At 48.1% G+C, this 14,358-nt stretch carries 9 protein-coding genes and 1 pseudogene; 8 read left to right on the top strand and 2 right to left on the bottom strand.

The annotated features are described in order from the left end of the window. Positions 1–253: 253 nt before the first annotated feature. The 4 genes and pseudogenes from ACFQI7_RS36870 to ACFQI7_RS36855 all read left to right on the top strand — a co-directional run bounded on the left by ACFQI7_RS36870 (position 254) and on the right by ACFQI7_RS36855 (position 6,137). Positions 254–694: an HIT family protein gene (locus tag ACFQI7_RS36870; RefSeq protein ID WP_230415817.1), complete on the top strand. Its 441-nt coding sequence runs from the start codon at positions 254–256 to the stop codon at positions 692–694. 954 nt (positions 695–1,648) lie between these two features. After that, positions 1,649–3,005: pseudogene (locus tag ACFQI7_RS36865) on the top strand (IS4 family transposase). Between the two features lie 180 nt (positions 3,006–3,185). After that, on the top strand, positions 3,186–4,424 hold the full coding sequence (locus ACFQI7_RS36860) for a Gfo/Idh/MocA family protein (RefSeq protein WP_218103404.1): 1,239 nt from the start codon (positions 3,186–3,188) through the stop codon (positions 4,422–4,424). 234 nt (positions 4,425–4,658) lie between these two features. Then, positions 4,659–6,137, top strand: coding sequence for a sulfatase-like hydrolase/transferase (locus tag ACFQI7_RS36855; protein WP_218103405.1), 1,479 nt, complete (start codon positions 4,659–4,661; stop codon positions 6,135–6,137). 1,111 nt (positions 6,138–7,248) lie between these two features. On the opposite strand, the gene ACFQI7_RS36850 is transcribed toward ACFQI7_RS36855, so the two are convergent. Next, complete coding sequence (locus ACFQI7_RS36850; RefSeq protein WP_218103406.1) at positions 7,249–8,715, bottom strand: MFS transporter; 1,467 nt, start codon at positions 8,713–8,715, stop codon at positions 7,249–7,251. Further along, positions 8,712–9,776, bottom strand: coding sequence for a bifunctional transcriptional activator/DNA repair enzyme AdaA (locus tag ACFQI7_RS36845; RefSeq protein WP_218103407.1), 1,065 nt, complete (start codon positions 9,774–9,776; stop codon positions 8,712–8,714). The genes ACFQI7_RS36850 and ACFQI7_RS36845 overlap by 4 nt, the downstream gene beginning before the upstream one ends. Before the next feature lie 630 nt (positions 9,777–10,406). Between ACFQI7_RS36845 and ACFQI7_RS36840 the strand changes: the two genes are divergently transcribed. The 4 genes from ACFQI7_RS36840 to ACFQI7_RS36825 all read left to right on the top strand — a co-directional run. Continuing rightward, a complete protein-coding gene (locus ACFQI7_RS36840; protein ID WP_218103408.1) occupies positions 10,407–11,267 on the top strand; it encodes an RNA polymerase sigma factor in 861 nt (286 codons plus the stop codon). After that, a complete protein-coding gene (locus tag ACFQI7_RS36835; RefSeq protein ID WP_218103409.1) occupies positions 11,267–12,265 on the top strand; it encodes a hypothetical protein in 999 nt (332 codons plus the stop codon). Before ACFQI7_RS36840 ends, ACFQI7_RS36835 begins: the two co-directional genes overlap by 1 nt. 61 nt (positions 12,266–12,326) lie before the next feature. Continuing rightward, entirely contained in the window at positions 12,327–12,554 is a 228-nt protein-coding gene (locus ACFQI7_RS36830) for a hypothetical protein (protein ID WP_218103410.1), read from the top strand. 460 nt (positions 12,555–13,014) lie between these two features. After that, positions 13,015–14,358 (top strand): sulfatase family protein (locus ACFQI7_RS36825; RefSeq protein WP_377518551.1); only part of this gene is annotated, 1,344 nt, incomplete at its 3' end.

Here is a 14,358-nt window from a genome sequence, read left to right as displayed (position 1 = left end):
CAATGTAGTAAATATGAATATCCCAGTATTGTCACTTGAATACGAAGCACAAGCCTACCGAGATCTAGGTCGAGAAGATAAAGCGGCAACGCTTTTCAATCACTTAAGGAACCTATAGCATTAAGCTAACGGGTAACGATAGTGTGGCGATGGGATCCGATCCATCGTCTCTTTATTATGCCTAATTTCTCACCTAACGGACAGGATGATTGGAAATTAATGTCGAATAAGATATAGATTATGGACAATAAGGGTGAGAAAAGTGCCGGGGAGTTCTTGTTTAGGTTGTCAATTAGCAAATAAAGAAACTGAAGCAAATATTATTTACGAAAATGATTTGGTGACTTGTATTCTGGATATCGCACCATTAAATGAAGGGCACATGCTAATACTGCCTAAGCAACATTACCACGAGGTCGATGATTTAGATGAAATCACAGCAAACGAGATTATGAAAACATCCAGATTACTCGTTAAATTACTAAAATCTCATTTTCAACCTGATGGTGTTACCATTCTTCAAAACAATGGGAAATTTAACGATTTAACTCACTATCATTTGCATATCTTTCCTCGCTATGATTCCGATGGTTTTGCCTGGGTAGAACCATTAGACTCCACAAATGCAAAAGGACGTTTAAAAGAAACCGCCATGAAGTTGGTTGAAATGATTAATCAACAGTCTCTATGCTAGCGGAGAACGATAGGCTAAAGAGCAGCCTGCCTCGGCAGACTGTTTTTTTAGTTGAAATAACGAGGTAAAATTAAAGGAAGTCATGAGCCGAGGTAAAAAGAATGGTTATCAAAATGGCTAGGATTAAATAGAGGGTGATAGCTTGCAATGAAAACTAACCACAAGGTCATAATCATTTTGTTAGGGTTTCTATTTCTTATAGCATTGATAATAATTGTGAGTTTCGCAGGAAATGATCAACATAAACGAGAAATAGAAAGGGTGATCACTTCTCATAAAGGTAAGGTCATTAATATAGTAAAAATTAATGGAAAGCAAACTCCTTATAATGAAGATATGGTTGGAAATACGTATTATAAAGTGACATACTCAATAAATGACAATAAGTACATTGCATGGTACCGATCGACTAATACTGTAGGGGATATTCATAGAAAATCCTGGAGAGGGCTACCCGAAAGCTGTTTTTTTAATGAATAAATGAATTGTAGAAAATCCACGAGAGCTCAATACAGTGCATCACGAGGCGTCGTTACGCTAACGGAGACGATAGCTTGGAGCTGCCGCTAGGACAGCTCTTCTTTGATTCATTGAAGTAAAGGGCAGGTTAGCACAATAAGTTGAGGGGACTGATAATGATGATTCCGACTGAATTGGATGGTGCGAAGGTAATTCAACACACATCAAATTCTATGGCAAACCATTATGGGGTAATAGGAATATTGAGCGACAGCAAAGAAATTATAGACCAACTTCCCATTACTGCAATGGCAATTGTGTCAGTACGAAGAAAGTAATAACTCAACTTTCGCAGAGCGAAAATCGGCTTAAACACTTAATGCTGTTGGCCTCCTAGGCGATCAGATGCTTAGCTTACAAAATAGAAAAACACCGCTTCGTTTGGTAAAGTGAGAGTGTCGAGCAATCACTTCAAACCGAAGAGGTGTCTACCCTATGATAGCCCATCCATCTGATTCGAATCAACTACCGAACGAATTAAAACCTGTATTTCAAGAATTGAAAGTCCTGCAGTATCTACAACAAGCCGGATTCCGTAAGCGATTTGGGTTCAGTTGTGCGCAGCTGCTCCAACTCGTCTTCTTCCTGTTGTTCCATCAGAAGAACTGGTTTCGTCTACTTGAGAGCAATAAGAGTGACTCCCTGCCTGGCAAGGATGCGGTTTACCGCTTTCTCAACCATGCTGGTTTTGCTTGGCGCCGTTTTCTAACGATGCTCAGCGTCGCCACGGTACAGAAGGTCAGTGCGCTTACATCTGTGGATCGAGACGCCGTCTTCATCTTCGACGATTCCATGTTCGAACGCAATTGCAGCAAAGCCGTTGAGCTACTTGCCCGGTTCAAGGATTATGCTACCGGTGCGTATTACAAAGGATTTGGAATGCTTACTATGAGGTGGTCGGATGGTCACACCTTCTTGCCGCTGGATTTTGCGCTGCTCAGTTCAAGGAAGTCTGCCATCAATGGCTTGAACGAGCATATCGATAAGCGCACGCACGGCTATAAACGTCGCCAGGAAGCACTGCAATCGGCCCCACAGTCATTGCGTCCATGCTGGATCGTGCTTTAGCAGCCGGAGTCAGCGCCTCCTACGTCTTAATGGACAGTTGGTTCACGCATGCGCCACTTATCGGTGAAGTCGTCGCCCGCGGACTCGATGTGATCGGCATGGTCAAGAACGACAATAAACGATTCCTTGTTCAAGGCCGAAAGTTGTCGCTCAAAGATCTTTACGCGGTTGCCTCACCCGTAGCGAGCAAGAAGCATAGTATTCTCCGTTCGATTCGAACGGAGCTGGTTTGCGGCACCTCGGTTCATGTGGTATTTGTCCGGCACCGCTCAAAGAAGAATGAATGGCTCGCCGTGCTGACGACCGATCTGACCCTCGCTGTAGAAGACATTATTCGTATTTACGCGATTCGCTGGGACATCGAGGTCTTCTTCAAATGCACGAAATCGCTGCTTCGATTGCAGAAGGAGTTTCAGGGTCGTTCTTACGATTTACTGATTAGCCACACGACGATTGTATTTTCACGCTATATTCTACTGGCTTGGCAGCATCAGCAAAGCACAGATGCGCGCTCTTTTGGCGGCCTGTTTATTTGCTACGCGAAGAAGTCGGTACGCAGGATTGGACGGTAGCCTTGCAACAACTGCTCGATCTCATCAACGAAGTCGCTGCGAAGGCAGGTAAGAGGCTCTCCGCTATGGTTAAGCGTCAACTCCAGAATTGGATTGCCAGTTTGCCCAGTTACATCAAGGCTTGTTTGCGGATTTTAGGCTGCGAAAGTTGAGTTATAAATAATATCATTAATTTCATAATATTAGTTTATGTGATCACGGATTCAGGTACCATATCAGATGGAAGATTTTGTTTATGGGCATTGCCGGATTATATCGTTTTTAGTACGATGAATCCTGAGCTATTGTACGATTCAATACGGCGTGAATTCGCGGAAGGGCGGGATTGGGCAATGGGGAACAACGGTAAAGTGAAACTGGCGGTTATTGGATTGGGCGGCCGGGGGAGAGGTCTGCTCAAAAATCTGCTTGCAATGGAAGACGTGGAAATACCAGCTGTATGCGACCCGTTTGAAGACAGATTGCAAATGGGACTCGAAATCGTTGAAGGGACAGGTCGGCCGAAAGCCACCGGCTACGCGGATTACCGCGAACTGCTCGCGAGAGACGATGTGCAAGGGGTTATTATCGCCACGACTTGGGTAACGCACGCGGAAATCGCCATAGCGGCGATGAGAGCAGGCAAATATGCCGGACTCGAAGTTGGGGGGGCCGCATCGCTTGAAGAATGCTGGGAGCTGGTCAGAACGTCCGAGCAAACGGGCAAACCGGCCATGCTGCTGGAAAACTGCTGCTACGGCCGTAATGAGCTCGCAGTGCTGAACATCGTGAAGCAAGGGCTGTTGGGCGAACTGATTCACTGTCAGTGCGGCTACCAGCACGATCTTCGCCATGAAGTGGCGCTCGGCGAGCAAAACCGGCATAACCGCTTCCGCAATTACTTGAATCGGAACGGCGAACTGTACCCGATCCACGGACTCGGGCCGATTTCGAAAATTTTGAATATTAACAACGGCAACAGACTCGTCAGCTTGACTTCGATGTCATCGAAAACACGCGGCATCCGCCAATGGGCGACCGATAAGTTCGGCGAAACGAGCGAGTTTGCCAAGACGGAATTTGCCCAAGGCGATATCTTGACGACAATGATCAAATGCGCCAAGGGCGAGACGATAATGCTCATTCACGATACGACGCTCCCGCGTCCTTATTCGAGAGCCGGCCGCGTTCAAGGCACGAAAGGCATTTGGACGGAAGATAACAACTCGATCCATATTGAAGGCAGAAGCCCGGAGCATAAATGGGAGTCGTTTGACAGCTACCGGGAGCAGTACGAGCATCCTTTATGGAAACAATATATCCGGGACGGCGTGCGAGGCGGACACGGCGGTATGGACTATTTGGTGCTGCGCGCTTTTGTGGAAAGCGTCCGGGACGATACTCAAACTCCGATAGACGTTTACGATACGGCTGTTTGGATGGCGATTACCGTTTTGTCCGAGGAATCGGTAGCGCTGGGCAGCGCTCCTGTAGCGATTCCGGATTTTACGAAGGGCAAATGGATCAGCCGGGCTGCAGGACCAAAGGGCAAATATTCGCTAGAAACGATCGACGAATCGCTGTTTGTTTAATGGTTAAGTTATACATAACGTAAGTATATGCCTCCTTCTGACCGGTTCGGTCGGAACGGAGGTCATAGCGTCGTCTTGGTATGGGCGGATAGGCTGCATTCCGTCAACAGAGGTACCTATTCACAAGTACAGTGTAGGTATCGCCAAGAGGTTCCTGAGCCGGGAATTGGTGGATTTCTTCATAGCGCGTGACATACATCCTTGGTCCTATTATATTGAGGAGGTTATTTAACGATGGCGCTCAAAAAGCCTAATGTACTTATTTTACTTACCGATGATCAACGTTTTGATACGATTCACGGCCTGGGCAACAAAACGATTGAGACTCCCAATTTGGATAGGCTTGTGGAGAGAGGCACGAGTTTTACGCATGCTCATATCCCGGGGGGAACGGCAGGGGCGGTATGCATGCCCAGCCGAGCGATGCTGCATACTGGACGAACCTTGTTCCATTTGAAAGATAAGGGGCAGCAAATTCCACCGGAGCATATTACGCTAGGTGAGCAGCTTCAGAAGGAAGGCTATAACTGCTGCGGCATTGGAAAATGGCATAACGGTACAGATAGCTATGCCAGAAGTTTTAATGACGGGGAGAATATCTTCTTTGGTGGAATGTGGGATCATTGGAACGTTCCAGTAAACGATTATTCTCCGGAGGGGCGTTATGACAGCACAATCAACTACACCCCGAGCTTTACTACTAGCAATGATTCTGTTGTGGTCCGTGCTCAGAAAATCAATGCAGGACAGCATTCCACGGAGTTGTTCTCCGGTTCAGCACTTCGCTATATTGAGGATTACAATGATGACAAGCCGTTTTTTCTGTATGTATCTTATCTGGCCCCTCATGATCCGCGAACAATGCCTGAGCGTTTTCGCACTATGTATCGTCCCGAGGATATGGAATTACCAGCTAATTTTTCCGCTATGCCTGTTGTAAATTACGGATGGTCTGAAGGCAGGGACGAGTCATTGGAGTCCTATCCCCGGTCACCCGAACGAATCAAGCAGCATATAGCCGATTATTATGCCATGATCAGCCATCTTGATTGGAATGTGGGCTTGCTGCTAGATGCTTTGGAGACAAAGGGATTGCTAAAGGACACCATCATCGTCCTGAGTGGGGACAACGGACTTGCCATTGGACAGCACGGTCTTATGGGTAAGCAGAATCTCTACGAACACAGCATTCGCGTGCCCCTGTTAATAAGCGGACCTGGAGTTCCGGCAGGAGTCAGATGCGCCCAATATGTTTATCTGCTGGATATTTATCCAACATTGTGCGATCTGTGCGGAGTGCCGGTGCCGCACTCAGTAGAAGGGAAGAGCTTTGCTCCTCTGCTCAAGAACCCGAACGCCGTTATTCGGGAAGATCTGTATCTGGCTTTTCAATCGAGAATCCGTGGTATCAAGGATAAGCGCTACAAGCTGTTGGAATACCGGACGGAGCATGTGAAGCTGACGCAGCTTTTTGATCTGGAGCTGGACCCGCTGGAGATGAACAACTTTTTCGATGTGGACGGTTATCGGGAGATAAGCCATCGATTGAGGATTAGGCTCTTGCAGCTGCGGGATGAATGGGAGGACGAAGCTCACCCGACGGGAAAGCATTTCTGGGACGTCTATCGTGCATATGAGGATGCCCTCACACCTAATCCAGAGCGGTCACCCAACCGAAAAAATGTCGCGGGTCAGGCAGGAGTCGGTAAATAGAGAAGATACGATTGTTTCAAATAAGGATCTCTAAGAAAGATAAAATCAACTAAAGTATGAACGATATTTGAACCTGATGATCATCAAGATTCCAAACAAATACGGAATTTGGTCTATCAGGAGATTGGAGAATCAACATTAGGTTCAAGTGGACAACGGTTTACTTACGACAGAGTTCTAGAGAAAGCTCCAAACTGCCCGAGGTGAAGAGAAAATTTAGCCAAAAAAAAGCACCTCCAATTGTTAGATGTGTGTGTCTAACAATTGGGGTGCAGTTCAAAGCGGATCTCGGCTCCATATCCGCTGATGCAAACGTTGCTGCCAAAAAATATGGATATGAAGTTCTATATACGTCCCGAATGCAGCATTACGATTCCCGCCATGCTTCATGGCATCGTCAATCGCCGTCCGTAAGGCGCCGTATCGGTTACTCGATCAGCTTTCGCTCCGTAATCGCATTCGTTCAGACCATAATCAAGCGCACCGTCTGCCACCTTTGCCGATCCATTCCTTACTCGCTTTTTTATCGTTTGCTTTCTTTTTCCATGTCAATCTTCTTGTTAAGAATTTCCTCCGCCTGGGAGGACTTCCTCGAACGGAAGGACTTCCAAGATGTTGAAGGTCAGGAGATGGCTCCGGATGCCACGGATGTGAAAGGGTTCGAAGCCTTCATCGAACGTTACCGGGCAGGGCTCGCCATCGAACAGGCCGCTGTAGACCATCCTCTGGAGAACAGGAGGGGCTAACGATGCTAGAACAACTGAAAGAAGAGGTATATCAAGCGATTCCGATTTTTATAATTCATGAACTGTTAGAGCATTTTGAAAGATACTATAATAGCAAAACGGTTAACTGAAATTCGGTGAAAGCGTATATGTTTGTGTCGCGAAAGCGCATATGTTTGTGTCGCCGAACACATCCGACAGGTTTTTTGTCGGGTGACAAGAACATTATCTCATTCATTGCCGCGTGTATCGCGGCTTTCTTGTTTTATGGGATAAAGTTCTTGTCAATTCTCCGTGACAAGAACTTTATCCCATTCCCGAAATTGACAAGAACATTATCCCATTCCCGACGATGTTTACATAACATCGTAAATGGCAAGAAAGGATCAATCGATCTTTTCCATATTTTTAATCGCGTGAATCTCCTGCCGTTTTTCGTGGGGCCGTCGTAGAAATACTCCAAGCACAATGGCAAGTGCAAGAAAGGCAGCGAACAACCGAAAACCAACATTAGACGAATGAATAAGGGCATCCCTTGATTGAGTTAATTCATCACTTTTTGCCCCGGACAACAACTGAGAAGCAACATCGGACTTCGCTATCCATTGGATAATGACCAGAACAAGTGCTTGACTGATAGCCCGGCACATATTGTATAGCGTCCAGAACACCCCCGATGCGGGCCCTGCTTGGTTTTGTGGTGCCGCTGTCAGCACCGCCTTAGCAAGTGATGGCCAGGAAAGCCCGGTTGCTGCAGAAATAATCAAAAGCGGGATAATGATAGTTGTATTCGACAGCTCGGGGCCAAGCTGCCCGAGTAATAGGATTGCAAAACCGATTAGAAACGATCCGAGCAAAATCATACTTGAGGGGCCGAAACGATCCGCAAGCTTGCCTCCGAATGGAGCCATGAACAGTTGAGGTACGGATAAGGGGATCAACATGAGCCCCGATTCCAGTGGACTGAGGTTTTGTACACCTTGTAAATACAGCGTCAAAAGTACGGAGACAGCGAAATAACCGATGCAATAACTCATGGTAATTCCGAGCCCTATCGTATAGTCCCGATAACTAAGGAGACTCAGATCAAACAAAGGGTTTCGAGCCTTCTTCTCAATGAAAACGAACGCGATCCAAAAGAGAATTCCCATTGCGAGCAACCCAAGCGTTCTAGCCGATGCCCATCCCCAGGCTTGCGCTTCGGACAGAACAATCAGAAGAGCGGTTAATCCAGTCCCATAGGTCAATAAGCCGAGCCAATCCGTACTTGCTTTCTCGAGTTCCTCAGATTCTCTTAAAATGAGAACTCCTGCGATCAAGCCCAAGATCCCGAGCGGAACGATTGCGTAGAACATGGAACGCCATCCGAACCCGCCGATAAGGGCCCCTCCAACAACAGGGCCGAGGAGAGAACCGGTTACCCATGCGATGTTGTTGATACCAAGGGCCCTTCCAAGCTCGTGGGGAGGAAATGTCCGCATCAGGATCGGAGTGGATGCTGCCATCGCCATAGCTGCACCGACTCCTTGCAGCAGACGAGCGAGGATCAACACCGTGCCGGAACCTGCCATTCCGCAAAGGTAGGTAGCTATGGTGAAAAGAGCGAATCCCCCTAGAAAAATCCGTTTCGTTCCAAACATATCTGACCAACGACCGGATGGAAGCAGAAATACGGTACTTGTGATGTAGAACGAAGTAAGCGTCCACATCCCCATTTCAAGCGATAGATGCAAATCCTCCATGAGCGGAGGGAGACCGTTAACCACAATCGTCGCATCCAGATTCGTAATAAAGGATACAAGCGTGACGACGAACAAAACGGACCATTTGCCCGATTGCGTACGTTTGATCATAAGGGCACTTCCTTGGTGGAGGTGATCCTCTCATGTTCCAGTAGCCATTGCTTTCGGGACAAGCCTCCTCCGTATCCTCCCAAATTGCCGTTCAAATTAACCACGCGGTGACATGGAATGACAATCGCCAGTTGGTTAGCTCCATTCGCTTGGGCTACAGCGCGATAAGCGGTCGGTTTTCTAACGGCCGCGGCAATCTCAGCGTAAGATGTCACTTGACCTGGCGGAATGTCCCGTAATTGCTCCCAAACTTTTTTCTGAAAAGGCGAACCCAACAGATTCACCGGCGTTTTAAATTCTCTCAACTCGCCTGCAAAGTATCGTTCCAGCTCTTGTTCGATCGAACATATCGCGGGCGTCTTGCCTGGTATGACCGCGGATCCTGTTCTCTTTCTCAGACGCTCAACCTCACGCTCCAACCCGCGGCGGTCGACGAATTCGAGTAAAACAAGCTCTTCTTCGCTCGCAATAGCCATCATAGGACCAAGTCTTGTATCAATCCACGATGCCTTCAAAATCTGCTGGTCTCCCAGTCGGGCGGGAGCTGTCCCCATAATACGCGAGAACGCATCCCGGAAGCCGCTGCCGGATTCATAGCCAGTAGACAGCTGGGCATGGATGACCGCGTTGCCTCCCCGGATCTGTTTCAGTGCTAATCCCATTCGCCGGGCTCTGGCATATTCAACAAACGTCATGCCGAACCTCTTTTTAAACTGGCGACGAGCTGTAGAAGCATCCACGGATAGGCTTCGCAAGTCTTCCTCCGTCCAACGGTGTTCCGGATTTTCTTCTATTGCGTTCACTAGTTTTTGAACTAATTCCGATACATAATTAGGATGTGACAGCGGGCGACATCGCTGGCAGGGTCGAAACGATGCCAGAAGGGCTTCTTTGGCAGTCCCATAAAATTCGCAGTTCTCGAATTTGGGTTTTTTAGCTGGACATGTTGGCCGGCAAAATACGCCAGTCGTTTTGACTCCTACATAGAAAATGCCTTCATATTCGGATTTTTTTTCGAGCAGCGCCTGATAATACGTGTGTTTTAAGTCAGCCGATATCATATATAATCCTCCTCCTTGATAATACCTTTACATCATTCATTCTTGACTGGAAGACTGTATAATTGTATCATTTCCGAAAAATAATACCGCCGAAAATCGAGCATTTATTTTTTGTAGCCGCGCCGACGCGGGCCGCGGGGCGGTCGGCCGGGGCCGCAACAAGGGACTTACGCGACCTCTGCACCGGCCGCGCAGGCCGCCGTAAGTAAACTCGATTTCCTTCCCAAAGTTCTAGAACAATTATGTGAAGAATCAATACGATAACATTGGAATCACTCGATGGTTTTTTGCTAACCGGGAACGATAGATCAATGAAAAAGCGATTGTCTAGGACTTGTTTTCTTGTCCTAGGTTATCGCTTTTTCAATTATTCTCCGCAGGCATAGTGTTTGGTATGTTTATTTTTATTTGGTTTATATGGGCGCAAGAAGCTCCCGGAAAAAGCTGCTGATATCTAATGACACTATAGTAAATGGAAAAAAGGGAAACATCTAAACTTGTCGAATTTATGGAAAAACAGTCCATAAACTGTTTGTTCTTCATAACTTTTTTAAAAAAAATTATTAATTCATGATAGAACCTCCTTCCGGTTGGCATTAACCATATAAGGAAGTGAAAGGAGCTTGGTGCGTGCTGCAGAGGCAAAATATGAGGTGGAACGAAGAACGGAGCGAATCGAATCCTGTACTTAACGACTCGATCGGAGATCTCGAGAATAAAGAAACGCTCGAATCATTATCCGAAGAGACCCTTACCGGGATGGCACGAGAAGGCGATCGGCAGGCGTTCGGCGAGCTCGTGCGGCGAAGCCGGGCTAAGATGTACAATTGGGCTCACTCGTTAACTCAGGACCATCACATGGCGGAAGACGTTGTGCAGGAAGCGCTCGTGCAAGCATTCCTTCATGTGGGCAGACTTGTGGAGCACAGTAGATTTGGGCCGTGGGTATCCAAAATTGTGCGCAATCAAGCGTATATGAAGCTTCGTCGAGGAGGGCCCTATGCCAAGGAGCGTCCGTTTTCCGGGCTCGAGACCGGAGCCGGTGCGGAACCTACGCGTGGGAGCCGAATGGCTCCGGCAGGCGATAGCATCGGAGGAACCAATAATTGGCGCGATATGGACCGAATCTTGTTTCACTTAAGCCGTCATTCGGAAGATGCCGTTCAGCAAGCGCAGGATCCGGCTGCAGCTCTTATGCGCAAAGAGCTGGTTAATGGTATTCGGCAATTGTTTGCCTGTCTGAGCGCAAGGGAGAAGGAAATTTTTGAAGCTCATTTTTTCAGGCACGTCACACCGAATGAAATTGCTCTCATGCTGGATACGTCAATTGCGAATGTGTACAACAGCATCTCACGTGCTCGCAGCAAGCTGCAGCGTGAAAGAATCCGCTTGCACGTCGACATGTACGTTAAACAGCGCAGAAACTCAGGGAAACCTAAAGCTAAGCTCCTTGCTCCTCCAATTTTATTTCAACCAAGGGAGTGCCAGTAATGAAACCATTTACTAATTTTATTAAAAACTTTACTCACACCAATGTGACCGATATTGGCTCCATGTATTCGATTCTGCAATATACAGAACTAAAACATCTTTCTTTAGTAGAAGTATACGGTTATACGGCTAACGCTTTCAGAATTATCATTGATCGTGAACGGGTGAACGTTGCGGGGTACTCGGCGTACGAATGGCCGCATCACCATCAGGAGCAGTTCGCCAATTTGGGCGTCCAAACGCGATATGAAGGTGGACCGACAGAAGTTCCTCCTACACCGGAGGAATTGGAGCGCGCACTGGAGATGATCCATTGGAGCTTGGACAGAGGTATCCCTCTTTTGTCATGGGATTTGTTCGTTCCGGAATTCGGGGTCATCTACGGATTTAACGATGAAACCCGCACACTGCGTTGTCGTGACGTAACGAAAGACGGAGAGCTTCCATACGAGAAATTAGGTCGTGGCCAGGTGCACGAAATGTACGTGATGGCCGTGACGGAGATAAAGCCGGTCGACAAAAAGAAGATGCTGCAGGGAGCTCTCCGAATGGCGGTGCAGCATGCCTACGAACAAGGTTACAAGCGGGAGGACTCTCAGTATCGCAATGGCCTAGCCGGCTACGGCGCATGGATCGAGGCGTTTCAGAAGCGGAATGTCGAGGTGTTCGGAAATACGCTCCACGGGTTGTATGTTCACGATCAGCGAATGTATGCAGCTGAGTTTATGGAGCGGATAGCTATAGAGTTGCAAGGTGAAGATGGGGAAAACCAACAACTTAGTTCGCTTGCCGGACAAGCGGCCCGCCATTATGACAAGGTCTCCGGCTGCTTCGGAGCGTTCAGAAACAGATTCCCATTTCCGAAGGGCGGCGATCCGAACGATCCGGAGCAGGCAGAGGCGGCGATTCAGCTTCTGACTGAAGCGAGAGCTGAAGAGGAGAAAGGTGTCGGGTGTCTGGAAAAGATGCTGCAAATCCTGAATAATCAGGCGAGATAGATTAAACCTGTGTACTTCACAGAATCCAATACAAAAGATGAGTGAAGGGAGGATTTGTTCAGTGAATGCATTTATGAGCAATCTTGAGCAGCTTGAACCGCGCGGCAATGCGGAGATGTCAAGAACAAACGAAGGAATCATGATTACTTGTCCTCAACGTGAAGGGTTTGTTGCGGCAGATGAAACTGGAGGACGGTCGAATTCTCAAGGAACGATCACTATTGTTCGATTCGACCGGGCAGCCGGAGTATTTGTGAATCCAAGGGCTTCATTATATAAAGGCGTATGACACGGTTGTGGAGATTCCGCTTGATTGAGCAATAATAAAGGATGAATTGGCGAATCATAGAGAAAACCAGGTTGTTACGGGAGACGATAGCGTGGAGCTGCCAAAAGGACAACTCCACTTTAATGTTCATTGAACAGTAATTTGTAATAAACTTGAAATCATCATTTCACCTTACATTAACAAATGTAGCCTATAATAAGAGTTGACCCCCTTTAAATATAAACCTTAGCCCTGTAGCCCGTTGCTATGGGGCATTTTTTTTCATTAAACTAAAGGGCAGAAGTGCTTAATAGTCACTCTAATGAAGAAGACAAAGGATTTTGGAAATAACTGTCGAATGTATTTCTGGATGAATCTATAAATATGCTTGTACTAGTGGGTGAGTGGTATAGGTAAGGATTTTGAATGATTATTTTGCCGAGGAGACGTAAAAATCTTTCTAAGGAAAGGTGATTTCTATTTGAATATCTTGTTTGCTTTCGCCGACGATTGGGGACGCTATGCCAGCATTTATGCCGAGCACGAAGGACCTGATTCTATCAATAAGCTTATCTCCACTCCGAGTTTCGATCGGATCGCCCGAGAAGGCGCGCTCTTTATGAATGCCTCCGTTCCGGCGCCGAGCTGCACACCTTGCCGCAGTTCCTTGCTGTCCGGCCAATATTTTTGGCAGACTGGTCTCGGCGCCATTCTGCTCGGGGCCGTCTGGGACGAAACGATTCCGACTTATCCGCTTGAGCTGGAGAAAAACGGCTACCACATCGGCCACACTTACAAAGTGTGGTCTCCCGGGAAAACCGCCAATGCTCCGTATGGCGGGAAGCGAACCGCGTATGTAACGGGTGGCGCCAACTTCGGCAAGTTTTCTCACCATGCCACCAAGCGCGCGCAGGAGATCGGGATAGAAGCAGCCAAGCGAGAGCTTCTAGACGAAGTTCGAATGAACTTTGACTCTTTCATGGAATCCAGGCCGGAGGGAAAGCCGTTTTGCTATTGGTGGGGTCCGACCAATACCCATCGTACGTGGGAGCAGGGTTCCGGCAAGGCGCTGTGGGGGCTGAATCCAGACGATCTCATGGGCCGTCTGCCCGCATTTTTGCCGGACGTTCCGGAGGTTCGAGAGGATGTTTGCGATTATTTGGGCGAATGCCAAGCGCTGGATACCGGACTAGGCATTATTCTGCAGCGGCTGGAGGAGTTAGGCGAGCTCGACGAGACGCTGATCGTCGTGAGCGGGGACCACGGGATTCCCGGAATGCCGCGAGGCAAATGCAATCTGTACAATATCGGCTGCGAGGTCGCACTCGCTATGCGTTGGCCGGGTCATATCCAGCCGGGACGGGTCATCGACGACTTCGTGAACCTGATGGATCTGGCGCCGACCTTCCTGGAGGCGGCGGGGATGCCGGTTCCAGAATCGATGACGGGACGCAGTCTGCTGCCGGTTCTGCTGAGCGAGATAAGCGGTCAGGTGGACCCGGGGCGCACCTTTGTCGTGACCGGCCGGGAGAGGCATGTCCCCTCCGCTCGCAAAGGCGAGTTGCCTTATCCGCAGCGGGCCATTCGGACTGAGGAATATCTGTACATCATCAATTTTGAGCCGGACCGCTGGCCAATGGGCGCTCCCCGCGGCTTGGACAATCCGAATACCGTGCCTCCCTCCTACGAGGACTTGCATTGGAAAACCGGAGTCGCCTACGCCGAAATGGATGCTAGCCCAACTAAAGCATGGATGATTCATCACCGAAATGAAGAGGAGATCAAGCCGCTGTTCCGTTTGGGCTTCGGTAAACGCCCGTATGAG

The organism is Paenibacillus allorhizosphaerae (assembly GCF_042659105.1).
GTDB lineage: Bacteria > Bacillota > Bacilli > Paenibacillales > NBRC-103111 > Paenibacillus_G > Paenibacillus_G allorhizosphaerae.
Note: the sequence above shows the minus strand (reverse complement) of the source record. Positions and strands in the feature narration are given on the sequence as shown.